The 25,775-nt window shown below is 68.9% G+C and carries 23 protein-coding genes and 1 pseudogene; 11 read left to right on the top strand and 13 right to left on the bottom strand.

Annotated features, from left to right (window positions below):
* Positions 1-147 precede the first annotated feature (147 nt).
* Complete coding sequence (locus tag ABDW59_RS09645) at positions 148-957, top strand: transporter substrate-binding domain-containing protein (protein ID WP_343629487.1); 810 nt, start codon at positions 148-150, stop codon at positions 955-957.
* Positions 958-972: 15 nt separating this feature from the next.
* On the opposite strand, the gene ABDW59_RS09640 is transcribed toward ABDW59_RS09645, so the two are convergent.
* The 3 genes from ABDW59_RS09640 to ABDW59_RS09630 all read right to left on the bottom strand — a co-directional run bounded on the left by ABDW59_RS09640 (position 973) and on the right by ABDW59_RS09630 (position 3,824).
* Positions 973-1,572 carry a hypothetical protein gene (locus ABDW59_RS09640; protein WP_343629486.1) on the bottom strand — a complete coding sequence of 200 codons (600 nt, stop codon included), beginning with the start codon at positions 1,570-1,572 and terminating at the stop codon, positions 973-975.
* Positions 1,573-1,580: 8 nt separating this feature from the next.
* Entirely contained in the window at positions 1,581-2,741 is a 1,161-nt protein-coding gene (locus ABDW59_RS09635; RefSeq protein ID WP_343629485.1) for an AAA family ATPase, read from the bottom strand.
* A gap of 120 nt (positions 2,742-2,861) precedes the next feature.
* On the bottom strand, positions 2,862-3,824 hold the full coding sequence (locus ABDW59_RS09630) for an MBL fold metallo-hydrolase (RefSeq protein WP_343629484.1): 963 nt from the start codon (positions 3,822-3,824) through the stop codon (positions 2,862-2,864).
* Between the two features lie 304 nt (positions 3,825-4,128).
* Between ABDW59_RS09630 and ABDW59_RS09625 the strand changes: the two genes are divergently transcribed.
* The 8 genes from ABDW59_RS09625 to ubiA all read left to right on the top strand — a co-directional run bounded on the left by ABDW59_RS09625 (position 4,129) and on the right by ubiA (position 11,634).
* On the top strand, positions 4,129-4,899 hold the full coding sequence (locus ABDW59_RS09625) for an ABC transporter ATP-binding protein (protein WP_343629483.1): 771 nt from the start codon (positions 4,129-4,131) through the stop codon (positions 4,897-4,899).
* Position 4,900: 1 nt separating this feature from the next.
* The gene (locus tag ABDW59_RS09620) at positions 4,901-5,611 is read left to right on the top strand and encodes an ABC transporter ATP-binding protein (RefSeq protein ID WP_343629482.1); all 711 of its coding nucleotides are present in this window, start codon (positions 4,901-4,903) and stop codon (positions 5,609-5,611) included.
* 71 nt (positions 5,612-5,682) lie between these two features.
* Positions 5,683-6,891: an ABC transporter substrate-binding protein gene (locus ABDW59_RS09615; protein ID WP_343629481.1), complete on the top strand. Its 1,209-nt coding sequence runs from the start codon at positions 5,683-5,685 to the stop codon at positions 6,889-6,891.
* Between the two features lie 80 nt (positions 6,892-6,971).
* Positions 6,972-7,859 carry a branched-chain amino acid ABC transporter permease gene (locus ABDW59_RS09610; protein WP_343629479.1) on the top strand — a complete coding sequence of 296 codons (888 nt, stop codon included), beginning with the start codon at positions 6,972-6,974 and terminating at the stop codon, positions 7,857-7,859.
* Positions 7,856-8,854, top strand: coding sequence for a branched-chain amino acid ABC transporter permease (locus ABDW59_RS09605; RefSeq protein WP_343629477.1), 999 nt, complete (start codon positions 7,856-7,858; stop codon positions 8,852-8,854). The genes ABDW59_RS09610 and ABDW59_RS09605 overlap by 4 nt, the downstream gene beginning before the upstream one ends.
* A 110-nt stretch (positions 8,855-8,964) precedes the next feature.
* On the top strand, positions 8,965-9,306 hold the full coding sequence (locus tag ABDW59_RS09600) for a helix-turn-helix transcriptional regulator (protein WP_343629476.1): 342 nt from the start codon (positions 8,965-8,967) through the stop codon (positions 9,304-9,306).
* 10 nt (positions 9,307-9,316) lie between these two features.
* Positions 9,317-10,669, top strand: a complete 1,353-nt coding sequence (locus ABDW59_RS09595; protein WP_343629474.1) for a HipA domain-containing protein — start codon at positions 9,317-9,319, stop codon at positions 10,667-10,669.
* Between the two features lie 47 nt (positions 10,670-10,716).
* Positions 10,717-11,634 carry a 4-hydroxybenzoate octaprenyltransferase gene (gene ubiA, locus ABDW59_RS09590; RefSeq protein WP_343629473.1) on the top strand — a complete coding sequence of 306 codons (918 nt, stop codon included), beginning with the start codon at positions 10,717-10,719 and terminating at the stop codon, positions 11,632-11,634.
* A gap of 78 nt (positions 11,635-11,712) precedes the next feature.
* Here the strand turns inward: ubiA and ABDW59_RS09585 are convergent, their stop codons facing one another.
* The 8 genes from ABDW59_RS09585 to ABDW59_RS09550 all read right to left on the bottom strand — a co-directional run bounded on the left by ABDW59_RS09585 (position 11,713) and on the right by ABDW59_RS09550 (position 19,454).
* A complete protein-coding gene (locus ABDW59_RS09585) occupies positions 11,713-12,951 on the bottom strand; it encodes an AAA family ATPase (RefSeq protein ID WP_343629472.1) in 1,239 nt (412 codons plus the stop codon).
* A 30-nt stretch (positions 12,952-12,981) separates the two neighbouring features.
* Positions 12,982-13,914 carry a tetratricopeptide repeat protein gene (locus ABDW59_RS09580; protein WP_343629471.1) on the bottom strand — a complete coding sequence of 311 codons (933 nt, stop codon included), beginning with the start codon at positions 13,912-13,914 and terminating at the stop codon, positions 12,982-12,984.
* Positions 13,914-14,390 carry a hypothetical protein gene (locus tag ABDW59_RS09575; RefSeq protein ID WP_343629470.1) on the bottom strand — a complete coding sequence of 159 codons (477 nt, stop codon included), beginning with the start codon at positions 14,388-14,390 and terminating at the stop codon, positions 13,914-13,916. The genes ABDW59_RS09580 and ABDW59_RS09575 overlap by 1 nt, the downstream gene beginning before the upstream one ends.
* 172 nt (positions 14,391-14,562) lie before the next feature.
* Positions 14,563-15,183 carry a DUF4337 domain-containing protein gene (locus tag ABDW59_RS09570; RefSeq protein WP_343629468.1) on the bottom strand — a complete coding sequence of 207 codons (621 nt, stop codon included), beginning with the start codon at positions 15,181-15,183 and terminating at the stop codon, positions 14,563-14,565.
* Positions 15,184-15,267: 84 nt separating this feature from the next.
* The gene (locus ABDW59_RS09565) at positions 15,268-16,365 is read right to left on the bottom strand and encodes an HPP family protein (RefSeq protein ID WP_343629518.1); all 1,098 of its coding nucleotides are present in this window, start codon (positions 16,363-16,365) and stop codon (positions 15,268-15,270) included.
* Positions 16,366-16,510: 145 nt separating this feature from the next.
* The gene (locus ABDW59_RS09560) at positions 16,511-17,071 is read right to left on the bottom strand and encodes a chorismate lyase (protein ID WP_343629467.1); all 561 of its coding nucleotides are present in this window, start codon (positions 17,069-17,071) and stop codon (positions 16,511-16,513) included.
* Positions 17,072-17,144: 73 nt separating this feature from the next.
* Complete coding sequence (gene proC, locus ABDW59_RS09555) at positions 17,145-17,960, bottom strand: pyrroline-5-carboxylate reductase (protein WP_343629466.1); 816 nt, start codon at positions 17,958-17,960, stop codon at positions 17,145-17,147.
* 12 nt (positions 17,961-17,972) lie between these two features.
* A complete protein-coding gene (locus tag ABDW59_RS09550; RefSeq protein ID WP_343629465.1) occupies positions 17,973-19,454 on the bottom strand; it encodes a PLP-dependent aminotransferase family protein in 1,482 nt (493 codons plus the stop codon).
* Positions 19,455-19,641: 187 nt separating this feature from the next.
* On the opposite strand from ABDW59_RS09550, the gene ABDW59_RS09545 reads away from it, so the two are divergent.
* Positions 19,642-20,148: a hypothetical protein gene (locus tag ABDW59_RS09545; RefSeq protein WP_343629464.1), complete on the top strand. Its 507-nt coding sequence runs from the start codon at positions 19,642-19,644 to the stop codon at positions 20,146-20,148.
* A gap of 643 nt (positions 20,149-20,791) precedes the next feature.
* On the opposite strand, the pseudogene putA reads toward ABDW59_RS09545, so the two are convergent.
* Positions 20,792-23,695: pseudogene (gene putA, locus ABDW59_RS09540) on the bottom strand (bifunctional proline dehydrogenase/L-glutamate gamma-semialdehyde dehydrogenase PutA); the annotation flags it as partial.
* Between the two features lie 133 nt (positions 23,696-23,828).
* On the opposite strand from putA, the gene ABDW59_RS09535 reads away from it, so the two are divergent.
* A complete protein-coding gene (locus ABDW59_RS09535) occupies positions 23,829-24,296 on the top strand; it encodes an Lrp/AsnC ligand binding domain-containing protein (RefSeq protein ID WP_343629463.1) in 468 nt (155 codons plus the stop codon).
* Positions 24,297-24,901: 605 nt separating this feature from the next.
* On the opposite strand, the gene ABDW59_RS09530 is transcribed toward ABDW59_RS09535, so the two are convergent.
* Positions 24,902-25,651 (bottom strand): phosphatase PAP2 family protein, encoded by a 750-nt coding sequence (locus tag ABDW59_RS09530; RefSeq protein WP_343629462.1) that lies wholly within the window; start codon positions 25,649-25,651, stop codon positions 24,902-24,904.
* Between the last annotated feature and the right edge of the window lie 124 nt (positions 25,652-25,775).

Below are 25,775 nucleotides of genomic sequence, written 5' to 3'. Positions count from 1 at the left end.
TCCCCTCCGCGGGGTCAGGTCTGGCCGGGCCGCCGCGCGCGTATCCCCCCTCGCCCGCCTGGGCGCTGTGAATTTGTTGGCGCCCCGGGAGCGGCCCCGGGCCGACACCGTTGTCGGCCTGTCATCCCGACTCCCTACACTGCCCCGATGCCCCACCTGATCGAGCCCCCGCCGGAGCGCCGTCTGTGCTGCCTCCTGCTGGCGGCGGGCATGCTCGCGGCCGCGGTGCCGTCGCTGGCGGCACCGCCCGGCCCGCGATCGGTGGTGGACGAGGACGCGCGCGAACTGGTCGCGTACACCGAGAACCTCCCCCCGCTCAACTACGCCGACAAGGGCCAGGCGCAAGGCTTCAGCACCGAGCTGCTCAAGGCCATGGCCGCCGAGGCGGGCCTGCGGCTGCGCATTGAGGTGCTGCCCTGGCAGCGCTCGGTGCAGGAGGCGGCGCGGCGGCCGGACAGCGTGCTGTTCTCGCTGACCCGCACGCCTGAGCGCGAGGCGCAATACCGCTGGGTCGGTCCGATCAGTCCCCGCCGCATCCTGGTCTATCGCCTGAGCCAGCGCACGGACGCGCATCCGGCCAGCCTCAAGCAGCTGAACGGCCTGCGCCTGGGCGTGGCGCGGGATTCGGCTTCGGCCAAGCAGCTGATCGCGGACGGTCTGCGGCCGGAGGTGGAGCTGGAACTCGGCCTGGACGACGCGACCAACCTGCGCAAGCTGCTGGCCGGCCGCATGGACCTGATCGTGCTGCTGGACTGGGCCGCGGCCTGGCACCTGCGCGAGCTCAAGCTGCCCTATGCGACGCTGACGCCGGTGCTGGCCATGGACGTCGACAAGTCCTACTGGTATGGCCTGCCGGCGGATGGCGATCCGGTCATCGCTCGGCGCTTGCAGGACGCGCTGGACCGCATCAAACGCGACGGGCGCTACGACCGCCTGCGGCAGCGCTATTTCAACTGAATCGTGGTGGTCTGGCTAGTTCAATTGGCGCCAGACTTCGAGGCGACGCAACGCGCGATCCAAACTCTGAGCACTATTACGAGCGACGTCGACCCGCCACATCTCATTAGCAAATCGGATGAGATGGTCGTTGTAGAGCACACCTTGCGAAGCCTTCGAATCAGCCGCAGGGCAGAACTCCAAAGCAAATCGTTTTGAACGACTTCTGCGCGCCAGATTGATCAGACAGCGTTTGGGATCGATCTCGGCTTCGATATCCGCAGGGATCTTCGCCAGTGGAACCTGCAGGAACTCCGCTATGCGTTCACGGTCCGCCATCAACCAGGCCTCCACTTCTCGTACCGCGACGCGGAAGATCAGCCTCTCTGGGAGCCGCTCAGGCAACCCCCAATCGCGCATCAGGGCCGTCGCGCAGCGATGAGTGTCGAGGTCGGTCAAGACCAGATGGGGAAAGACGTTGCAAGCGTTGAGGTAGCGGCCCATGCGCGCCTTGATCTGGCCAAAGCCTCCGCCGACGTTGACTCCCACAACAGCGGCGTTGGGCAAGGCATGACGAACGATGCGCCTCAAGACATGCTCGCTGGCCACATCCTCAACAACGAGCATCACTTCCATCTGATCGGTTAGGGCGAGAACTGAGCGAGCTGCTCGATGGATCGAGGCCGGGTCTTTGGCAAAACGACCTCGGCAATGGTGTAGCCAGCGGCCACCAGCGACTCTTCGTCAGGAGTCATCTGGTGCACCAGCGTTCCATTGTCGGTGGGCTCAAGACGGAGTACTTCGCGAGGATCGATGCTGTGATCCTTGAGCAACGCTTCGCTGTGGGTTGAGATGAAGACTTGACGGCGATGCTTTGCACTTCGCTGCATCTTCCAGATCAGGCCATGAATGCGTTCAACGATAGCCTCGTTCAGCGAGAGCTCCGGCTCTTCGAGAAGAAGCAGAGAGTCACCGTCCAAGAGGCTCCACATGATGCCCAGGAGACGAAGCGTACCGTCCGAGAACTGATCTTCGCGTTGCCATCCGGCGTCCGGCCGCCAGTGTTGGTAGAGCGCTTCAAGGTGCGGCTTTCCCTTCTCATCCGCGTTGAAGCGAAGCTCTCGCATATTGGGCACGCACGCCTGAAGCGCGGTCTCGATTTTTCGAAGCCGTGCATCACGCGTGCGCGCCTGGACGTCTGCGACTCGCTCCAGAAAGCCCTGTCCGAAGGGATCGCTCTCCAAGCGATACCCCCCCATGTCCTCCGCATGCTTGAGCAACTGAGGAACAAGGTGGAGATACGTCACCGTTGCCAGGAAGTCAGCGACCTCACGGAACTCACGGTTCGCGCTGATCTGCTCCAGCGCCGTCTGCGTCATACGCTGAAGGTCTTGCCGGTCTTCCTTGGTCGGTCGATCAAGCAGCATCTTCTTGGACCGGAGGTCCTGCACCTGCTCTCGACTGACGAGGGCTCGCTGTTGCCCCTTTCCTTCGCTCCGGAACGCCAACAGATAGCGCCAAACGGAGGGACTGTCCGCCGACTCTGCCACCTCGATCTCGACTTGGATCTCGGGGTCGCGCCGAGCGGCAAGACATCGAATTTTTGGGATGCCTCCGCGATCCTTCACAGCCTTCTGAAAGCCTCCTCCCTCCGGCTTTGCGATGTCTCGCAGAAATCGCAGTACATCGAAGAGGTTTGACTTTCCTGATGCATTGGGGCCAACCACATACACGCGCTCACGCAACGCAACGTCGATTGTTTTGAAGTTGCGCCAGTTCTTTAGGTGCAATCGCGTGATCAGCATTCCGGACTCCTAACACCTCTTGCGAGTTCCAACCGGATCGGAAACTCGGCGCATGCCACGCCGCGCTACGAGGAAGCGCGTACTGTACTTGCCCCTCCAGGCGCGGCCATACTGCTTCTCTTACGGCTTGATGCTGTAGTTCGCCGGCACCCAACGGTAGCCCTTGCCGTCCGCGGCGACATGGCCCAGGCCCGGGAAGGACACGTGGGCGATCGCGACCCAGTAGCCGTTCTTCGCCGCGTCCGCATAGGCCTTCTGGCGCTGCGGCATCGCCTGCTTCGAGTCCGTATCGAAGCTGATCGTCACCGACGGGTCCGGGAACTGCACCGACGCCACGTGCATCAGGTCGCCCCACACCGCCAGCTTCTGGCCCTGGCTCTCCACCATGTACACCGTGTGGCCCGGCGTGTGGCCGTAGGCCGCATGCGTACGGATGCCGGGGATCAGCTCGGTCTCGCCGCTGAAGGGCTTGAGCTTGCCCGCGTCCTGGTAGGGCTTGAGCGCCGTTGCCGCCGCGCCGAAGAAGTCCTTGTGCGCTGGATCCTTGGCCGCGTTGTCCGCGTTCAGCCAGAAGTCCGCGTCATGCTGATCCAGACGCACCACGGCGTTCGGGAACACCGCCTTTCCGTCCTGCACCAGGCCCATCGCGTGGTCCGGATGCAGGTGGGTGATGTAGACCTCGTCCACCTGCTCGGGCTGATAGCCCGCGGCCTTCAGGTTGGCCAGCAGCTTGCCCGTCGTCGGACCGAAGGCGCCGTTGGCGCCTGTGTCGATCAGCACCAGCTTGGTGCCGGTGTTGATCAGGTAGCCGTTGATCGAGGTCTCGACCGGCGGCTTCAGATAGTTCTTCTGGAGCGCCTTCACTACGGTGCCGGGCTTGGCCTTGTCCATCAACTTGTCGACGGGCAGATCGATCGTGCCGTCGCTCAGCGCGGTGATCTCGAAGTCACCCAGCATCAGCCGGTAGTAGCCGGGCGCCTGCGTCTTCACCTGCGGCGCGGCCGCCTGCACGCCCGCGGCGGCCAGCGCGAGCGCCAGTCCCAGCGCGGCGAATCGGGGGGAACGAAGAAGGGATCGTGTCATGCGGAACCTCTCTGGGAGTTGGGTGGTGTCGTCGTCGGGTCGTCGCTGAATCGGTCACGCGGCGCGCTCCGCGCGGGCGGATCGGCAGCGTCTCGTCAGGGCTGGCGCGCAGCATATCGAGGTGACCTCCTCGTGTGCTGCGCACATGGGAGAAGCACCCTTCTCCCACAGGAGATTCCGATCCGAGGGTTAGCCCTTGCGCAATGCTGCGTAAAGGGTTTTACGCTGTCGTGGGCCCCTGCCGGAGCCCTAAATTCCTGGCTCCACTTATCGAGGCTCCGACAACGGCGCCCGCATTGCGCCGATGAGCAACCTCATCCTGGAGACACGCAAACTGACCAAGGAGTTCAAGGGCTTCACCGCCGTGGACTCCGTGGACCTGCAGGTCCAGCGCGGTCACATCCACGCCCTGATCGGCCCCAATGGCGCCGGCAAGACCACCTGCTTCAACCTGCTGACGAAGTTCCTGACCCCCACCCGCGGTCAGATCCTCTTCAACGGCGTCGACATCACCGGCGAGAAGCCCGCCCAGATCGCGCGACGCGGCGTGATCCGCTCGTTCCAGATCTCGGCGGTGTTCCCGCATCTGACGGTGCTGGAGAACGTGCGCATCGGCCTGCAGCGCTTCACCGGCACGAGTTACCACTTCTGGACCGGCCTGTCCGCGCTGCGCAAGCTGGACAACCGCGCGCTGGAGTTGCTGGAGCTGGTCGACCTGCGCGACATGGCCTCGGCCCGCGCGGCGGACCTCCCCTATGGCCGCAAGCGCGCGCTGGAGATCGCCACCACCATGGCCATGGAGCCCGAGCTGATGCTGCTGGACGAGCCCACGCAGGGCATGGGCCATGAGGACGTGGACCGCGTCACCGCGCTGATCAAGCGCGTCGCGCAGGGCCGCACGGTGCTGATGGTCGAGCACAACATGAAGGTCATCAGCAGCATCGCCGACCGCATCACCGTGCTGGCGCGCGGCGCCGTGCTGGCCGAGGGCGACTACGCCGCCGTGTCCAAGCATCCCAAGGTGCTCGAGGCCTACATGGGCTCCGAGGCGGCCGTGCTGCAAGGAGCGCATTGAGATGAGCTATGCGCTGGAGATCAAGGGCCTGCAGGCCTGGTATGGAGAGAGCCACATCCTGCACGGCATCGACCTGGCCGTCCCGCAGGGTCAGGTCTTGACGCTGCTGGGCCGCAATGGCGCCGGCCGCACGACCACGCTGCGCGCCATCATGGGCCTGACCGACCGCCGCAGCGGCTCGATCAAGGTCCACGGCCAGGAGTCGGTCAAGCTGCCCACGCACCGCATCGCGCGGCTCGGGCTGGGCTATTGCCCGGAGGAGCGCGGCATCTTCGCCTCGCTCAGCACCGAGGAGAACCTGCGTCTGCCGCCGCCGCTCAAGGGCGGCCGCGGCAAGGTCATGTCGGAGCAGGAGATCTACGCCATGTTCCCGAACCTGTCCGAGCGCCGGCACAGCCCGGGCACGCGGCTGTCGGGCGGCGAGCAGCAGATGCTGGCGGTGGCCCGCATCCTGCGCACCGGCGCGGACATCCTGTTGCTGGACGAGATCTCCGAAGGCCTGGCGCCGGTCATCGTGCAGGCGCTGGCCCGCATGATCACGGCGCTCAAGGCGCAGGGCTTCACCATCGTGATGGTGGAACAGAACTTCCGCTTCGCCGCGCCGCTGGCGGACCACTTCGTCGTGATGGAACACGGCCAGGTGGTCGAGTCCTTCCCGGCCGCGCAGCTCGAGAGCAAGCGCGCGCTGCTCGACGAGCTGCTCAGCGTATGAATCTTTGATCTTGAGTTTTCGAGTCTGAACCCCGCCAGGCCCGTCGAGGCCGATCAACAAGGAGACAAGCGATGAAGACGACCCTCAAGACCCTCGCCCTGGCCTCGGTGCTGGCCTGCGGCAGCCACGCCGCGCAGGCGCAGATTTCCGGCGACGTGGTGAAGGTGGGGATCATCACCGACATGTCCAGCGTCTACGCGGACATCGACGGTGCCGGCGGCGTGGAGGCCATCCGGATGGCCATCGCCGACCTCAAGGGCCAGGTGGCCGGCAAGAAGATCGAGCTGGTCTTCGCCGACCACCAGAACAAGGCCGACGTGGCCGCCTCCAAGGCGCGCGAGTGGTTCGACACGCAAGGCCTGGACCTGCTGATCGGCGGCACCAACTCCGGCACCAGCCTGGCCATGGCCAAGGTCGCGGCGGAGAAGAAGAAGCCCTTCATCTCGATCGGCGCCGGCACCTCGCGCCTGACCAACGAGGAGTGCTCGCCCTTCACCATCCATTACGCCTACGACACGGTGGCCCTGGCCAACGGCACGGGCGCGGCGGTGACCAAGGCCGGCGGCAAGACCTGGTACTTCCTGACCGCGGACTACGCCTTCGGCACCTCGCTGCAGGCCGACACCTCGGCCGTGGTGACCAAGAGCGGCGGCCAGGTGCTGGGCGCGGTCAAGCATCCGCTGAACGCGAGCGACTTCTCCTCCTTCCTGCTGCAGGCGCAGAGCTCCAAGGCGCAGATCCTGGGCCTGGCCAACGCGGGCGGCGACACCATCAACGCGGTCAAGGCGGCCAACGAGTTCGGCATCACCAAGACCATGAAGCTGGCCGGTCTGCTGATGTTCATCAACGACGTGCACTCGCTGGGCCTGAAGACCACGGAAGGCATGTACCTGACCGACAGCTGGTACTGGAACCAGAGCCCCGAGGCCCGGACGTGGAGCCGGCGCTTCTTCGAGAAGATGAAGCGCATGCCCTCCTCGCTGCAGGCGGCGGACTACTCGGCGGTGACGCATTACCTGAAGGCCGTCGAGGCCATCAAGAGCGACGACGGCGAGAAGGTCATGGCCCAGATGAAGGCCACCCCGGTCAACGACTTCTATACCAAGGCCACGATCCGCAAGGAAGACGGCCGCGCGGTGCACGACATGTTCCTGCTGCAGGTCAAGTCGCAGAAGGAGTCGACCGAGCCCTGGGACTACTTCAAGGTCGTGACCCGCATCCCGGGCGAGGACGCCTTCACCAAGCTGGCCGACTCCAAGTGCCCGCTGGTCAAGAAGTGAAGCACGAGTGATGGCATCGCCCCGTCCGTCGACATCGCGTCGGCGGGGGGCGGGACTGAAACGCAGGAAGAGCGCTCTTTATGTCTGAGGTCTTTGGAGTTCCCTTGCCCGCCTTGCTGGGCCAGCTCTTGCTGGGCCTGGTGAACGGCTCGTTCTACGCGATGCTGTCGCTGGGGCTGGCGGTGATCTTCGGCATGCTGAACATCATCAACTTCGCGCACGGCGCGCTGTACATGATGGGCGCCTTCCTCGCGTGGATGGGGCTGGAGTACCTGGGCGTCAACTACTGGGCGATGCTGCTGATCGCGCCGCTGATCGTGGGCGTCTTCGGGCTGGTCATCGAGCGGCTGCTGCTGCAGTGGCTCTACAAGCTGGACCATCTCTACGGGCTGCTGCTGACCTTCGGCCTGACGCTGGTGGTCGAGGGCGTGTTCCGGTCCTTCTTCGGCGTGGGCGGCCAGCCGTATCAAGTGCCGGAGGCGCTGTCGGGCGCGACCAATCTGGGCTTCATGATCCTGCCCAACTACCGGGCCTGGGTGGTGGTGGCCTCGCTGGTGGTGTGCCTGGCGGTGTGGGTGCTGATCGAGAAGACCTCGCTGGGCGCGACGCTGCGCGCGGGCACAGAGAACCCGAAGCTGGTGCAGGCCTTCGGCGTGAACGTGCCGCGGCTGGTGACGCTGACCTACGCCGGCGGCGTGGCGCTGGCGGGCTTCGCCGGGGTCCTGGCGGCGCCGATTCTTCAAGTCAATTCGCTGATGGGGTCCAACCTGATCATCGTCGTCTTCGCGGTGGTGGTGATCGGGGGCATGGGCTCGATCCTGGGCTCGATCCTGACCGGGCTGGGGCTGGGCGTGATCGAGGGCCTGACCAAGGTCTTCTATCCGGAGGCCTCCAACACCGTCGTGTTCGTCATCATGGCGCTGGTGCTGCTGGTGCGTCCGGCCGGCCTGTTCGGCAAAGAGAAATGAACAAGAAACCGCTGGGCTACGCCGCCCTCTTCATCGCCGTGGCGCTGCTGCCGTGGCTGGGCGTGTATCCGATCTTCGCGATGAAGGTCATGTGCTACGCGCTGTTCGCCTGCGCCTTCAACCTGCTGATCGGTTTCACCGGGCTGCTGAGCTTCGGTCATGCGGCCTTCCTGGGCACCGCGGCCTACGCGGCCGGTCATGCGCTGAAGGTGTGGGGCTTCCCGCCGCTGCTGGGCATCGCCTTCGGCACGGTGATGGCGGCGCTGGCGGGGCTGGTGTTCGGGCTGCTGGCGATCCGGCGCTCGGGCATCTACTTCGCGATGATCACGCTGGCGTTGGCGCAGATGCTGTTCTTCTACTTCCTGCAGGCGCCCTTCACCGGCGGCGAGGACGGCCTGCAGTCGGTGCCGCGCGGCACGCTTTTCGGCATCAACCTGGAGAACGACACCACGCTGTTCTACCTGGTGCTGGCGATCTTCGTGCTGGGCTTCTGGCTGATCTACCGGACGGTGCATTCGCCGTTCGGGCAGGTGCTGACCTCGATCCGCGAGAACGAGGCCCGCGCGACCTCGCTGGGCTATGACGCGGCCCGCTTCAAGCTGCTGGCCTTCGTGCTGTCGGCCGGCTTGGCCGGGATGGCGGGCGCGACCAAGACGCTGGTGCTGGGCTTCGCGACGCTGACGGACGCGGTGTGGACCACGTCCGGGCTGGTGATCCTGATGACGCTGGTGGGCGGCATGGGGACCATGGTCGGACCGATCGTCGGGGCGCTGGTGATCATCGCCCTGGAGAACAAGATCGGCGACCTGGGCCAATGGCTGGCGGGCGTCACCGGGGTGCAGTGGTTCACCGGCCTGGGCGAATCGGTCAGCCTGGTCACCGGGCTGATCTTCATCGTCTGCGTGCTGGCGTTCCGGCGCGGGTTGGTGGGGGAGGCAGGGGCGCTGTGGGAGCGTCTGAGGAAGCCAAACAATGCTCGTCAAATCGAGCATTAAGCTCTTAAGGCTCGATTTCACGAGCATTCCTTTATCGACACCGGGCTAGCCATGAGCTGTCGATGCTCGTAATATCGAGCCTTATCCCCTTAAGGCTCGATTTCACGAGCATGAAAGTCGATCAGTCCTCTGCCCTGCCTGGGCACCTGCACGCCGAGACCGTCCAGATGGGCGAGCTCATCGCACGCCTGCGCGTGGCCCGACAGGTCAAGCAGGCGGAAGCGGCGATTCGCGCCGGTCTCTCGCGCAACACGGCTTACCGGATCGAGCGCGGCGACCCCGGCTTGGCCATCGGCCAAGTTCTACGCTATCTCGACGCCATCGCACCCGGCATGACCTTGGCCGAACTGCTGACCGAGCGCGATCCAGCGCTGTTGCAGCAACAGCGGGAAGAGCAGCGTCAGCGTGTCCGGGGCTTGACCCAGGCCGAGCTCGACGAGCTGAACTTCTGAGGAACGCTCGATGGCCGTGAAGGAAGCCAAGCTCACCGTCTTCGCCCATATTGGCGCGGACTGGTCGCCCTGCTCGCAGCTCGTGCTGGAGGAGCAGGGTCAGGAACTGGTGGCGTCCACGCTCGCCTACGGTCTCAACTATCTGAAGCGGCCTGACGCGATCGAGATCGATCCCGTCAGCCTCAGCCTGGGGGACCGGGAGCGAATCCGCGGACAGCGGCTGCGCCCCATCAACGCGCTTTCTTTCTTCGGTGGCATTCGCGATGCCGCGCCAGATGCGTGGGGCCGCCGCGTCATCGAAGCCAAGCTCCGCGTCCCCGCCAACAGCCTCCCCGAATCCCAGTACCTGCTGCACGCGGGAAGCGAGCGGGTCGGCGCGCTCGACGTACGCGCCTCGCTGAACGCAGAGCCGAGCGCGGGGGTCAGTTCCTGGCACACGCTGGAACACCTGATGGAGGCCGCTGAACGCATTGAAGAAGGCGCCCCGGTGCCTGCGCACCTCGAGGCCATCTTCATGGACGGCACTGCCCTCGGCGGCGCCCGCCCGAAGGCCTCCATCCGCGATGCCGACGGCGTGCTCTGGCTCGCGAAGTTCAGCAGTCGGCAGGATCGCATGGACATTCCCGCGATCGAAAGCGCCGCCCTTCGGCTCGCGGGAGAGGCAGGCCTGACCATCCCGCCGGTACGCACGGCGTTGATCGGCGGTCGCCGCGTCATGTTGATCCGTCGGTTCGATCGCTATTGGTGTGACGGGGCTTCGCTTCCCAGCATCGAGGAGGATCCGACCTTGCTGGCGCACGGCCCCGGTAGCGGCCGACAAGAGCGTCGACTGGCTTTCAACAGCGGCCTGACCTGGTTGGCCTGCGATGAGACGGAGTCGCGCACGAAGTCCTACGGCGATCTCGCCGGCGCCATCCGGCGACACGGCCATCCTTCACAGGTCCGGGCGAACAATCTGGAGCTCTTCAAGCGGATGGTCTTCAACATCCTGGTGAGCAACGACGACGACCACCTCCGCAATCACGGCTTCCTGCTGGATCCCCGGCTGCAAGGCTGGCGCTTGAGCCCGCTCTACGACGTCATGCCGCGCCCGGGCATCGCCATGGAGCGAACGCTGCATCTGGGCGTGGGACCGGAAGGTCGTGCCGCCACGCTCGACAACGCGCTCGGGGCGTGCGCCGAGTTCACGCTGTCGGAACGCGATGCGGCCTCGGCCATCGACGAGGTATGGCGGGTCGTGCGGCAGTGGCGCATGTACTTCGAGACCTTCGGCGTGGAGGCGGGCGAGATCGATCGGATCGCCTCTGCGTTCCGGCACCTCGACGACGTCTCGACTGCGCCGCTTCGCCGCAAGCTCCCCTGAGCGATCCGCGCATCGCGTCCGCGCGTCGCGGCGCGACAATCCCCGGCATGACCCCCGCCGCCCCATCTCCCGCCGCGCCGTCGCGCCTGTCGCTGTACCTGAACCTGATCCGTTGGGACCGGCCGGCCGGGACCTATCTGCTGCTGTGGCCCACGCTGGCCGCGCTGTGGATGGCCGCCGACGGCTGGCCGGGCTGGCATCTGCTGGTGGTCTTCACCCTCGGCACCTTCCTGATGCGCAGCGCCGGCTGCGCCGTGAACGACGTCGCCGATCGCGAGTTCGACAAGCACGTCAAACGCACCGCCCACCGGCCCGTGACCTCCGGCGCCATCACCGTCAAGGACGCGCTCGGACTGGGCGCCGTGCTGACCCTCGTCGCCTTCGGCCTGGTGCTGACGACCAACGCGCCCACCATCCTGCTGTCCTTCGCGGCGCTGGGCGTGACCCTCCTCTACCCCTTCACCAAGCGCTGGATCTCGATGCCGCAGGCCGTGCTGGGCGTGGCCTTCTCCTTCGGCATTCCGATGGCTTTCTCCGCCGCGCTGGGCGGCCGCGAGTGGAGCGTGCAAGCCATCGCCGCCTCGGTGCCGCTGGCCGCCTGGGGCCTGCTGGTGGCCAACCTGTTCTGGGTCCTGGCCTATGACACCGAGTACGCCATGGTCGACCGCGATGACGACATCCGCATCGGCATCAAGACCTCCGCGCTGACCCTGGGCCGCTTCGACGTGATCGGCGTGATGGCCTTCTACGTGGTGTTCCTGGCGATGTGGACCGTGTTGGGCCTGCGCCTGGGCATGGGCCACTGGTTCCTGGCCGGCCTGGCCGTCGCGGCCGCGCAGGTGGTCTGGCACTACACGCTGATCAAAGACCGCAGCCGCGAGGGCTGCTTCAAGGCCTTCCGCGAGAACCACTGGGTCGGCTTCGCGATCTTCGCCGGCACCGTGCTGGATCTGTCGCTGCGCTGAGGCCCGTCTCCGATTTCCTCACGTCTCCCGACGTGAGGCAGCGGGCGCCCAGGGCGCCCTGGGCGCCCGCGCTGCCGTTCACAGCATGCGGTGCTGCTTCAGATAGACGCCGACATCGCGATAGGTCGCGTCCTCGCCGGCGTACTTCACCACGTTGCGCACCGTGCGCAGCCACTCCAGCGTCGACGGCTGCAGCGTCGCCATCGCGGCCTCGAAGTCGGCCATGCGCAAACCGCGCTCCTCACCCGCGAGTCCGTCCAGCAGCGCCGACTCCTTGGCCAGCTCGATCAGCCCGTCGATGTCCGCGCCCGAGCAATGCGGCGAGCGCGCCGCGATGGCCGCCAGATCCAGCGACTCCGCCGGCACCCCGGTGAGCTTGATGCGCAGCATCTCCTCGCGCGCCGGCGTGTCCGGCGGCGGCACGAAGATCTGCCGCGAGAAGCGGCCCGGACGCTTCATCGCGTCGTCCACGTCCCAGGGCATGTTCGTGGCCGCCAGCACCAGCACACCCTGGTTGTTCTTGCCCAGACCGTCGAGCTGCGTCAGGAACTCGTTGACCACGGTCCGGGTGCTCGCGCTCGAGGACTTGGAGCGCGCGTAGGCCAGCGCGTCCAGCTCGTCGAAGAACAGCACGCACGGCGTCTGGCTGCGCGCGCGCTCGAACATCGAGGCCAGATTGCGTTCGCTTTCGCCCTGCCACATGGTCAGCACGTCCGACACACCGACCGAGATGAACTCGGCCTGGCATTCGTTGGCGACGGCGCGGGCCAGCATGGTCTTGCCGCAGCCCGGCGGGCCGTAGAGCAGGATGCCGCCGCCGCTGCCCATGCGGAAGCGCTGGAACAGGCCCGGCTTGAGGAAGGGCTCGATGATCTTGAGCCGGATGGTCTTCTTCAGCGCGTCCATGCCGACGATGCTGGAGAAGCGCACCTTCTCCTCCGCCACCTGCTGGATCGCCGCGACCCGCGCGCTCTGTCCGCCGCCGACCAGTTGCAACCGCGGCGTCTCAGCCGCCGGCAGCTCGCCGCGCGCCGGATGCGCGTGGGCGGCGAGGTCCTCCAGCGCCGGCTCGGGCTGGAAGTTCGCGGCGCTGCGCGCGCGGATGTAGAAATCCAGCGCGGCGGTGGGCTCGTCCTCCACACGGCACAAGGCCTGGAGGACCAGCGTCTGCGCGTCGTCAGGCCGTTGCTGCGCCAGCAGATCGGCCTGGACGAGCGCTTCCTCGGTCCGGCTCGCCTGCAACAGCGCGCGGGCGTAGCGAGCCCGCAGCCCGTGGTCGAAGGGCGCCTTCAGCAGCGCCTGTTCAAGTTCCTGCATCGCGATGAATCCAGAATTCAGAGAGGGGTTTCAGCGCCGCGCCAACCAGCGCACCACCGGCGGCGCGACCCAGCTGTAGATCGCGTAGGTCAGCCAGCAGATCCAGAAGGGCTCGGCCCACTGCGGCGCGGCGCGCTCCAGCCAGCGGCCGAAGGCGACGGCGCCCAGCCAGATCGCGATCGAACCGGTCCAGCCCCAGCGCTGCAAGGGCCACAGCGGCAGCAGCGCCCAGTGCGTGTCGCCGGACAGCGATTGCACCCGCGCCAGCGCATACGGATCGTCGGGCTGCGCCCGCAGCAACTCCTTGGCCAGACGACGCGCCTCGCGCAGCCGGCCGCGCTCGACCAGCGCGCTGATCACCAGGGACAGGGTCTCCCGGCTGCCGGGATCCTCGGCGAGCAATCGGCGCATCGCCTCGGTGTCGCCGCGCCGGCCGTCGACCAGATCGCACAGCGCGGCGGTGCGCAGCGTCCCGTGGTCGTCCGGCGCCAGCCGCAACGCCTCGGCGACCAGACCGCGCGCCTTGTCGATCTGCAGCGCGCGCAGCATCAGCCGCGCATAGGCCGACAGGAAGTCGGGCGAGCCGGGATAGTCCCGGATCAGGCCCAGGATCACCGGCTCGGCCTCGGTCTGCTCGCCCAGGTCGAGCAGCACGTTGAACATCAGATAGCGGGCCTGCAGATGCGTGGGCTCCTTGGCCAGCACATCGCTCAGCAGATGTCGCGCCTCGCCGCTCTCATCCTGCGCGTACAGCGTGCGCGCGAGCTCGGTCAGCAGGTCGGGGTGAGCGGGCTCGATGGCCAGGCCTTGCCGCAACACGGCCTCGGCCTCGCGCCAGCGGCGGCGCTCGATCAGCAGATGGGCGCGCTCGAGCAGCGCATCGATGTCGGGCGGCGCAGCGCCGGCGGGGCGCAGCCCGGTGGCATCGGCGTCGGCGGTGGAGGTCGGGTCGATCGGATCCATCAGAGCATTCCCTTCAGCGCCGTGATGAGGAGATAAGTGACGCCCTGACCCACGGCCACGAAGCCCAGGCCGTGCAGGAAGACGTTCTTGATGCGCAGGCCCATGAGCTCGGCGGCGCGGCGCTCACGCGCATGCCGCTGCATGGCGGCGAGCGCGGCCAGCAGGATGCACAGGGTGCCCCAGGTCCGCGTGCCGCCCAGGAACTCGCGGATCCAGGCCAGCAGCGGCGCGCCCTGCGGCGTGTAGGGCGCCAGGATTGCGACGGTCAGCAGCACCACCAGCAGCGCGAGAAAGGCCGCGTCGAGACGCCAGCGGCGCAGACGATGGATGTTGACGCCGAAGCACAGGATCAGCGACAGCGCGCCGCCGAAGACGGCGCAGAGGAACAGGACGGTCGCGGAGTAGGGAGCGCGGGCCGGCGGCTCGCTGGCGGACAGGCTGGGCTGGAGCAGCCGCTCGATCGGAACGTTGGACATGGGGCTTGGGGTGTTCGGTGAGGCGCCGGCGTCCTTTGAGGACCGCCATCGACGGGCGCGCCGCGATTGTGCCCGCCGCCCGTGACGCCGCCATCAGCGCCGACCCGCGCGCGTGCACCACGCCGGGCGTGGCGCGGGGGCGAGTCGGGCGGTTGGGAGCGTCCTGGCGTTCTCAGGACAGCAGCTGGACGATGGCGTCGGGATGCAGCGACCAGCTGCCCAGGCCGGCCAGGCCCATGAGCACGCCGAAGAAGGTCGGGACCATGGTGACCGCGTAGAGCCACCACATCTGCGTCAGCGCGGTGATGGCCAGCATCGCGATGGCGATGGCGAGCAGCGCATCGGACAGGTCGAACTGGTCGTCGCGGTAGTTGAGCGCGTCGTAGCGTTGCTGGTCGGCCTCGGCCTGCTTGCGCAGCTCGTCCTTCTTGGCGGCCTGCTCGGCGGCGAGCGCCTCGTAATGCGCGATGGCCTGCTGGTAGCCCTCGGCGGCGGAGGCGGGGGCGCCCACGGCCTGGAGCTTGAGCTGCGTCAGCGTGGCCTTGGCGGTTTCCTCGCGGGCGTTGCGCGCCTGGTAGAAGGCCCAGTGGTCGATCTTGTCGGCCTGGGCCTGCTGCATGTTCTGGTTGATGTTGTCGTCCTTGACCTTGCAGATGCCCATGAAGGTCGCCAGCAGCGCGACCGTCACGGCCACCGCCACGTTCAGCCGCGATTGCCGCGGCTGGGACGGCGCATCGGGCAGGTCATGCGCCTGACGGGCGCTCTCGATGAGTTCTTCGGGGTCGATGTCCATCGGCGTAGCAATCTGTGAAGGTCACGACGACCGGCCTCGCGGGCCGGAGCCGGCGCAGTCTAGCGCTCGGACCTGAGCGCGACCTTAGAGCCCGTCCACCTTCGCCAACGCCGCCACCAGGTCCGACTGCGTCAGGATCCCGACCAATCGCGCCTCGTCCCCGACGATGGGGATGTGGTGATGCCCGGTATCCGCGAACATCGGCACCAGGTCCGCCAGCGGACGATCCGCGCTGGCCACGCGCACCTGGCGGCTCATGATCTGGCCCACGACTTCGGGCTTGTCGCTGTGCGTGGTCGGCGTCGGGCGGATCAGCTGGCGCAGCCGGGTCGCCCAGTCCGCGTGATCGTCCAGCGCCGAGCCGCGCATGAAGTCCGCCAGCGTGACGATCCCGATCACCCGCCGCGCCCGGTCCACCACCGGCAAGGCCTTGATGTGATGCTCGCGCAGCAGCGACCACGCCTCCTGCAGCGAGGTGCCCCACTCGACGACCTTCAGATCGCGCGACATCACGTCCTCGCAGCGCAGCGTGTTCAGGCGGCGGCGCGCGGCCAGCAGGCCGGCCTCGTCGACGATCGCGCGCAGGTCGTCCTCGGGCAGGTCGACCACCTGGTTGTAATGCGCGAGCACCGTCTCCAGGTCCGCGCCGCTGAAGGCCGGCGCGCCGGCCTGCTTGGGCGCCACCGGCGCCGCGATCTGCGGATGCGGATAACGGCGACCCGACACGCTGTTGTAGACCATGCCCGCGGCCACCATGGCCAGCGAATTCACCAGCACCGGGTCCAGCGCGAACTGCCAATCCCGCACGCCCGCCAACACCATCAGCAGCGCGGCCGCGCCGCCGGGCGGATGCAGGCAGCGCAGCAGGAACATCAGCCCGATTGCCGAGCCGACCGCGATCGCGGCGGCCAATTCCGGCACGTCGCCGAAGAGGTGCACGCAGGCGATGCCCACCAGCGCCGAGGCGGTGTTGCCCATCACCACCGCCCAGGGCTGCGCCAGCGGACTGGCCGGCACGCCGAAAACCAGCACCGCGCTGGCGCCCAGCGGCGCCACCAGCCACGGCAGGCCCGGCGCATGCGGCGTGTGCCGCGCCACCCATTCGGTGAACAGCGCCGTCAGCAGCAGGCCGACGACGGCACCGGCCACCACCCGCAGCCGCTCGCGCGCATCCACGCGCATCGGCGCCGGGCGCAAGGCCAGCAGCCATCGGCGGAAGCCCTCCTTTCCACGTGCCAGTGCAGAAGGCTTGGCGGCGGCCGCAGCGGCTGCGGCATCGGGGACAGGAGGCTTGGAATCGGACATGAGGAGCTCCGCGCGGCCTGCTTCAGCGCCGCGTCCTGGTCTTGCGCCGCAGCGGCCCGGGATCGCGCAGGGCGACGTCAGGGACGAACAGCTCCATCACCCGCAGCTGCTTGCCGTGCCGCGTGAACACCGAGTTGCGCGACCACTGCATCTGGGCGGGCGGCTCGGTGCCGGTGGCCGCCAGCCATTGCGCCGCCATCTGATGCCAGGTCGCGCCGTGACGCGTCACGCGGCGCGGTCGCAGCTCGCTGCGATGGATACGGGGATCGTCGTAGAGCAGGTGCCCGAGCGGCCGGCTGCCCAGCCCGTTCACCGCCTTCCACGGGCCCTTGAGCGAGTCGCCGTGTACCGCCGAGCGCGCCCACACGAGCGGCTTCCCGTCGACGCGCAACAGCACCTCGCGCACCACCGTCAGCCCGCGCGGCGGCAGGCCCAGCGCGGCGCGCTCCTGCAGGCGCAGCGGCGCGACGGTCTGGCGCAGCACCTGCACCTCATAGCGACGGCCGGTCGCGGCCAGACGCTTGCTCAACGAGCCCGGCGCGCTCAGCCACGCGCGCAGACCCCAGCGATCGGCTATCCCCATCGGTCGAAGTCAATCCGTCAATCTGTCTGAAGGGCACGCATCGGCAGGTCCGACGCTGTCGCGGCGGGAGCGCTCAGGCCTTCCCGAACTCGTCGCCCAGCTCCTGCGCGCGGCGATGCGCGGCGATCACCGCGCGTTCGATCGCGGCGCCGACCTCGTCGGCCTGCAGGCTGGTGATCGCGGCATGCGTGGTGCCGCCCTTGGACGTGACCTTCTCGCGCAACTGCGCGGGCGGCTCGCCCGAGTGCAGCGCCAGCGCGGCGGCGCCGGCGCAGGTGGCCAGCGCGAGTTCGCGCGCCTTGGCCTCGTCCAGGCCCAGCGCCTGCGCGGCGGCGACCATGTGCTCGACCAGGAAGAAGAAGTAGGCCGGCCCCGAGCCCGACAGCGCGGTCACCGTGTCGAGGTCTTCCTCGCTCGGGACCCACAGCGTGCGACCGGTCGGCGCCAGGATCTGCTCGACCCGCGCGCGGTCCCGGGCGGTCGCGGCCTCGCGGGCGAAGAGCCCGGTGATGCCCGCGCCGATCAGCGCCGGCGTGTTGGGCATGCCGCGCACCACGCGGTCCGAGCCGGTGGCGCGCGCGACCGCGTCGCTGCGCAGACCCGCCATCACCGACAGCTGCAGCGCGCCGCTCACATGCGGCGCCACGGGCGCGACGGCCTCCTGGAACAGCTGCGGCTTGACGGCCCAGATCACCGCGCCGGCCCGCGCCAGCGACGCGTCGGCCGCGGCCAGCGGACGGATGCCGTGCTCCGCGGCCAGGCGCTCGCGCTGGGCCTCGAAGGGCTCGACCACCAGCAGGTCCTCGGCCGGATGACCGGCGCGGCGCAGCCCGCCGAGGATGGCGCCGGCCATGTTGCCGCCGCCGATGAATGCGATGCAGGAACTCATAGAGCCGGGAGTTTAGTCGGCGCGCCCGCGGCCCCTCTGCAGCATGGAGTCGCACAGCTCGCCCAGCGTCGCGATGCCGGCGCGCTGCGCGTCGTCCATCGGGATGCCGGCGTTGATGCGCACGAAGCTGTCGAAGCGATTCGAGTTCGAGTACATCAGCCCCGGTCCGAGCCGGATGCCCTTCTCCAGCGCTGCGTCGAACAGCGTCAGCGAGGACAGCCCCTCGGGCAGCTCGACCCACAGGCTGGGCCCGCCGCGGGGCATGCTCAGCCGCGTGCCGCGCGGCAAGTGATCGGCGATGGCGGCGGCCATCTGCTCGCGTTGCTGCGCGAGCTTGGCCCGCAGCGTGCGCAGGTGTCTGTCGATCTGGCCCCCGGCCAGGAACTCGGCGAGCACGGCCTGGCTGAGCATCTCGTTGGGCCGGCTCTGCGCGTACTTGAGGATCTCGACCCGCGACTGCCAGCGCCCCGCCGACATCCAGCCCACCCGCATGCCCGGCGCCACCGTCTTGTGCAGCGAGGAGCAGAAGATCACCCGCCCCGTCGTGTCCCAGGACTTCACCGCGCGCTGCGGCGTGTCGCACAGCAGCGCATAGGTGTCGTCCTCGATGAGCGCCAGATCGCGCGCTTCGCAGCAGGCGAGCAGCGCCTGCTTGGCCGCGTCGGGCATCACCGCGCCCAACGGGTTCTGCAGGTTGGGCACGACGACCACCGCCTTGAGCCGCGGCTCGCGCGCGGCGGCGTCCTCCAGCGCCTCGACCGACAGGCCGGTGTGCGGGCTGGTCGGGATCTCCAGCGCGCGCAGACCGAGGCTCTCCAGGATCTGCAGCAGCCCGTAGTAGGTCGGCGACTCGACGGCCACCGCGTCGCCCGGTTGCGTCACCGCGCGCAGCGCGATGCCCAGCGCCTCGGTGCAGCCGTGGGTGATGAGGATCTGCTCGGGCCGCAGCTGAATACTCGCGCCCAGCGCCTGCCGCGCCAGCGCCGTGCGCAGCGCCAGCAGGCCTTGCGGCTCGGGCTGGGTGCTCAGCACCTCGGGCCGGCGGCGCAGCAGCCGCTGCGCCTGCAGCGCGAGCACCTTGGCCGGGTACATCGAGGGATGCGCGCAGGCGCCGCTCAGGTTGACGCTGACCTTGGCCGAGATGCCGCGCGTGAGGATCTCCGAAATGCGTTCATGCACGCCGACGAAGCGCGCCGGGTCCGCCTGCGTCTGGCGCGGCTCGGCGGCGCGGGCCAGGCGCGCGGCACGCGGCGCGCTGACGAAGTAGCCGGCGCGCTGTCGGGCTTGCAGCAGGCCCTGGCTCTCGAGCAGCCGGCAGGCCTGCAAGGCCGTGCTGAGGCTGACGTGATGCAGCCCCATCAGCGTACGCACCGAGGGCATGCGGCTGCCGGGCGGCAGCGTGCCGCTGTCAATGGCGTGGCGGTAATGCGCGGCGACCTGCGCGTAGAGCGGGTCGGAAGTCGAGGGCTGGGACACGGTCGCGGACGTCGGCATGCGCGGGATTCTGCGCCGTGCGCGCGACACGGACCGCAACAGCGGGCGCTCAGTCGATACGGAACAGCGGGCTTGCCCGCGCTGTTATGGAGAACAAAGAACCGCGCTGTGCCTGTTCGCGCCGGTCGCGCGCCGGAACACTGGCTCCCGACGTTCCACACGAGGCGCCCTGCCCGGGCGATCAGCCATGCTCATCAATGCTGTTCTGCGACTGCTGCCCCTGCCCTTCCCTTGGCGTCACACCGCGCGCGGGTCCGAGCGCGCCGTCGTGCCGAGACCGGCGTCGCGTATCGCTTCGAAGGCGGCGCCGAGCGCGGCGTCGGATGCCGCATCGGATGCGGCGTCGAGTGCGGTGTTCGAGGTGGGCGGGCTGAGGGAGCTCTCGCTCGTGCCCGGCCAATGGGCGCTGCTGAAGCTCGCCCGCGGCACGGTGCTGCACGTCCACGAGGGCGAGGTCTGCGTCGAGGACGCGCCGCGCCTGTGGGCCGATCACTGCTGGTCGGAACCGCGCCGGCTGCGCACCGGCGAGGTCTGCGTGCTGCCGCGCACCGGCTGGTGGCGGATCGACGGACGCGACGCCGGCAGGACCGGCGGCATCCATGGCGGCGCGCCCAGCGGCGGCGCCTCGGGGGCCTGCCGGATCAGTGCACGCCCGCCAGCAGCGCCGCGTTCCCGCCGGCAGCCGCCGTATTGATGGTCAGCGTCTGCTCGGCGACGAAGCGGTAGAGCTGACGCGCATCGGCCAGCTCCACCATCGGCACCACCGGCAGGATAGCGCCGTCACGCGAGGCCAGCGCGCGCTGCGCCGTGCGACGCAGCGCCGCCGGCGCCACGACCCCGGCCAGCAACGGCGCGCGCAGCACCGCATCGAGCTGATCCACCGGCAGCAGCGCGATCGCCGCCGCATCGACGCCGCCGCGCATCAGCGCGTTGCGCAGGTCGCGCGCTGCATCGCCGCCGCCGACTACCGCCACCGCATTGCCCGCCACCAGCGCCGCGCCCAGCGCGCGCGCCAGCTCCTGCTGCGAGGCGCCCTCGGCCAGCACTGCGAACACGCCGCGGCCATGCAGGCGGAGCTCGTTGCTCTCGCCGGTCGGGCCGGGCAGCTCGACATCGTTGAGCCCGCGGCGCGCGCCCGCCGCGAAGTCGCGCCACGCGCCCGCCACCACCGGCGGCTGGCCGGCGGCCGAGCGCTCCAGCGCCGTGGCGCGCTCGTCGACGCCGCGCTCGGCCCAGGCCTTGTGCGCATCGAACAGCGGCGCGAGATCGGCGCCCGCGCCGGTCGTGGTCAGCGAGGCGCTCTCGCCGGCCGCCGTCTCGGTCGATTCAGCACCCGGCTGCGCGACGAAGCGCAGCAGGTAATGCGGACCGCCGGCCTTCGGGCCCGTGCCCGACATGCCTTCGCCGCCGAAGGGCTGCACGCCCACCACCGCGCCGATGATGTTGCGGTTCACGTAGACGTTGCCGATGCGGGCCTCCGAGGCCAGACGCAGCGCGCGGCTGTCGATGCGGGTCTGGATGCCCAGCGTCAGGCCGTAGCCCAGCGCGTTGATCTCGCGGACCACGCCGTCGACGTCGCCGCCCCAGCGCACCACATGCAGCACCGGGCCGAAGATCTCCTTCTTCAGCGAGGCGATGCTGGGCAGCTCCACCGCCACCGGCGGCAGCAGGCGCGGACGCGCGTCGGCGATGGTGGCCTCGGCGATCAGCGTGGCCTCGCGCTTGAGGCGCTGCACGTCGGCGGAGATGGCCTGGAAGGCCTCGTCGTCGATCAGCGGACCGACGTCGGTGGCCAGGTCGGCCGTGTCGCCGACACGCAGCTCCTTGACCGCGCCGCGCAGCATCTCGACGACGCCGTCGGCCACCGCCTCATGCACCGCCAGCAGACGCAGCGCCGAGCAGCGCTGCCCCGCGCTGCGGAAGGCCGATTGCACGACCGCGTCGATGACCTGCTCGGGCAGCGCCGTCGAGTCCACGATCATCGCGTTCAGACCGCCGGTTTCGGCGATCAGCGGCAGCGCCGTGGCGCCCGGCTTGGCCGCCAGCTGGCGGTTGATGATCTGCGCCACCTGCGTCGAGCCGGTGAAGCACACGCCCGCCGTTTGCGGCGCGGCGACCAGGCGCGCGCCCACGGTCTCGCCCTGGCCGTGCAGCAGCTGCAGCGCATCCTCGGGCACGCCCGCGGCATGCAGCAGCGCGACGCAATCGCGCGCGATGGCCGGGGTCTGCTCGGCAGGCTTGGCAGCGACCGCGTTGCCCGCGGCCAGCGCCGCGACGACCTGGCCGGCGAAGATCGCCAGCGGGAAGTTCCACGGCGAGATGCAGACGAAGACGCCGCGCCCGTTCAGGGTGACGCCGTCGGCGGCCAGACGCTCCGCCTCATCGGCGTAATAGCGCATGAAATCGATGGCCTCGCGGACTTCGCTGATCGCGTCGCCCAGGCTCTTGTAAGCCTCCTTGACCAGCAACGCGCAGTACTGCGGCAGCTGCGCCTGCAACGCGTCGGCAGCGCGGCGCAGCACGGCGGCGCGCTGGGCCACCGGCGTCGCGTTCCAGCCGGCGAAGCCGGTTTGCAGGCGCGCCATCGCGGCGTCCACGGCTTCGGGCGTGTCCTCGATCAGCACCGGGACGCTGCATTGCGCCAGCGCGTCGAGCAGCGGCTGGCGCTGCTCCGGCACCGCCAGGTCCAGGCCCGAAGAGTTGTCGCGGCCTTGACCGGCCGCGTCGCGGTACAGATCGACCGGCAGCGGCAGATTGGAGGATTCCTGGATCAGCGTCAGCGGCGACGCCAGCAACTCTTCCGGCGCGACGGTCGGATCGGCCAACTGGTGGACGAAGGACGAGTTGGCGCCGTTCTCCAGCAGGCGGCGGACCAGATAGGCCAGCAGGTCGCGGTGCTCGCCGACCGGCGCGTAGACGCGGCAGGGGATGGAGCCGTCCTTGAGCACTTCGCGGTAGACGCCCTCGCCCATGCCGTGCAGGCGCTGCATCTCGAACTTGGCGCCCAGCGTGCGCGCCATCGCCAGGATCGCGGCGATGGTGCCGGCGTTGTGGCTCGCGAACTGCGGATAGATGACGTCGTGATGCTTCAGCAGCGCCTGCGCGCAGGCCAGGTAGGAGACGTCGGTGTGCGGCTTGTGCGTGTAGACGGGATAGCACGACAGGCCCTGCTCCTGGGCGCGCTTGATCTCGCCGTCCCAATAGGCGCCCTTGACCAGACGCACCATGAAGCGCAGACCGTGCTTGCGGGCGATGGCGGCGACCGCCTCGACCACATCGCGGGCGCGGGTCTGGTAGGCCTGCACGGCCAGGCCGAAGCCGCGCCATTGGGGGAAGTGCTTGGCGATGCGCTCGGCCAGCACGTCCAGCAGGTCCAGCGACATCTCCAGCCGGTCCACTTCCTCGGCGTCAATGGTCAGGTTGATGTTGGCCTGCGCGGCCTTCTCGACCAGCTGCCACACGCGCGGCAGCAGCTCGGCATAGACGCGCTCGCGCTGCAGCACCTCATAACGAGAGAACAGCGCCGACAGCTTGATCGAGATGCCGTCGCTGGCTTCGGGCGACTCGGCCTTGCGGCCGCCGGCGATGGCAGCGATCGCGTTCAGGTACGAGGCCTGATAGCGCTCGGCGTCCTTCTCGGTCCGGGCGCCCTCGCCCAGCATGTCGTAGGAGAAGCGCAACTGCGCCTGCACCTTGCGGGCGGCGTCGGCTTCCTTCATCGCTTCCTGGATGTTGCGGCCCAGCACGAACTGTCGGCCCAGCAGCTGGATCGCGCGCACCGTCGCGGCGACCACGGTCTGCGCGCCCAGGCGCTTCATCAGGCCGGAGTCGGACTCGGCGTCGGGCAGGAACTTCTTGGACAGAGAGATCGCGCTCGCCGCCAGGCCGGCCAGCATCTTGTGCGGGCCGTCGGAGCCGCCGTCGAAATCGGCGCGCCCGAGCTGGTCGGCGGTCAGGGCGATGGCGGTCTCGGCGTCGGGGACGCGCAGCAGCGCCTCGGCCAGACGCATCAGCGCCAGGCCCTCGGCGCTGGTGATGGGGTACTCGCGCAGCAGCGATTCCATGGCCCAGAAGGGCGCGGGGTTCGCGCGCACCTGGCGCACCCAGGGCCGCGCCTGATCGATCACCGCGGCCCAGTTCAGCGTGCTCAGCTCGGCGGCGAGCGCATGCACCAGCGGGAGTTCCTCGCGGTACGGGTCGGGCAGGCGGGAGATTTCCGGGGTCAACGGGAAGGCGGTCATGGGGTCCTCGAATCGGATGTGGGACCGTTCATGGCCGGCCCCATAGTGAACGGCGCGACTCTAGAGAGGTTCGTCCTGGATTAAATTCGGATGATTGCCATATCGACCGGAGGAAATCCGGTCTGGAGCCACCATGAGCGCCGACGACCTGGACAAGATTGACCTGCGCATTCTGCGCGTGCTGCAGCTGGATGGGCGCATCAGCAACCAGAAGCTGGCGGAGGAGGTCCACCTGTCCCCCACTGCCGTGCTGGAACGGGTCAAGCGCTTGACGCGGGACGGCTACATCCTGGGCTACGAGGCGCGACTGAACCCCGCCAAGCTGGGCGCGCAGATGCTGGTGTTCATCGAGATCCTGCTCGATCGCACGGTGCACGACGTCATGGACAACTTCCGGGCGGCGGTGCAGTCGCGGCCGGAGATCCTCGAATGCCACCTGGTGGCGGGCGGCTTCGATTACCTGCTCAAGACGCGGGTGGCGGACATGACGGCGTACCGGGAGTTCATCGGCACGTCCATCTGGACCCTGCCCGGCGTGCGCGAGACCCGGACCTATGCGGTCATGGAGGAGGTCAAGCACACGAGCGCCTTGCCGATCTGAGCCCGATCCCGGCGACAGCCGTCGCGGCGACGCGTCTGGCGCGAGGCGGCCGCTGGCGGCCTGGGACGGCGCCGCGGGACGGGAGCGGCACCAGCGAGGTGCCGGCGCGGTGCTGGCGGCGATGCCCGGTGGTGCGCACGCGTGCATTCCACACACCGCCGCTCGGATCAAGCGGTTTCAAGGGGGGGTTGTCCTCCCCCGCCGGCCCCTCCATCTGCGGGCTCCCGGCGCCGGGGCAAGAAGCTCACCATGGAGTGCCTCCTCCCCAGGTCCCCGGAGTCCAGAGATGAAGTCCAGGTCTCAGCACCCTCCTCCACCGCGCGCCGCGTCCAGGCCGCTGGCAGGCGGCGGCGGCCGCGCCGGCGGTCGTTCAAACGACGGCAGCGACAGCCAACTCGACAGCGGTCTCGACAGCGAATGGCCCAGCGGCTTCGTCGACACCGGCAGCAGCTTCGGCAACCCGGATCCCAGCCGCGAAGTCGGGCTCTGGGGTCGCCCGCGACGCACGGCGGCCGGTCCGGTCGAGAGCTGGCATGACTCGAGTTACGTCCTTCGGCGCGGGCTGGAGGTGCGCGAGCTCAGCGCCCGCGAATGGAATGTCTGCATCAGCGAGCGGGCGGCCGTGCCGACGCCAGGATCGGTGCCTCGCCGGCACGGCGATGCAGAAGGGGACGCGTGAACGGCATCTGACGCCCGGACAGCTTGAGGCTGAGGGCGGTCACCCACTCGTGACTGCGCGTCGGCGGGCTGGCCCAGGGTGCGATCGAAAGGATCGCCGCCATGCCCAGTGCCAGCAGCGCGCTGCGGCGCAGGACGCGGGCCGGGGAGGCGTCGGATGAGGACGCGCCGGCGAGCGCGGCCCGCAGCGGCTGGGCGAGCGCGATGCCGCTGACCGTCGCGCCGAGCAGGAATCCAAGCACCGCTTCCGACGGCGAATGCGCGCCCACGGGAAGACGGGAATAGGCGATGACGGCGGCGAGCGCGAGCGACAGCAGCAGGCCGATGGCGCGGATCGGGGCCGAGGTCGATGCTTGCAGGCCGAGCCAGGCGATCAATGGGAGCACCGAGGCGGCGCTCATCGCGTGGCCGGAGAAGCCGGTGAAGTCCCAGGCGGCGCTGCCGATGCCCCAGCCCATGAAGGCCACCTTGGAGCTCAGGGTGAGCGCGAGCGCTGCGGCGAAGGCGGGCAACCAGCGCTTGGCGACGTCGCGCTGCGCTGGGCAGGCCCAGAGGCCCAGTAGCGCGATGACGGCCAGGGGCGCGAGCACTTGGGCTTCGCCCAGGCGGGTGAAGAGCAGCCAGAAGGGCAGGAAGGGGGTGGGGTCGCTCAGCGCGGGGTGCAGGGCCACGGTCATGCGGACAGCTTAGGACGACTCTGCTGCACCGCAACATGAATGCGGGCTTCGAATCGTCGGGAAGTGCAACGGATGACGCAGTCTTTCAGCGGGCTGTGTGGTGAGGATGAAGTGGCTGTAACGC

The sequence above is a fragment of the Roseateles sp. genome, assembly GCF_039595295.1.
Taxonomy (GTDB): Bacteria; Pseudomonadota; Gammaproteobacteria; order Burkholderiales; family Burkholderiaceae_C; genus Roseateles.
The sequence above is the reverse complement of the archived record's forward strand: the minus strand, read 5'-3'. Positions and strand labels throughout refer to the sequence as shown.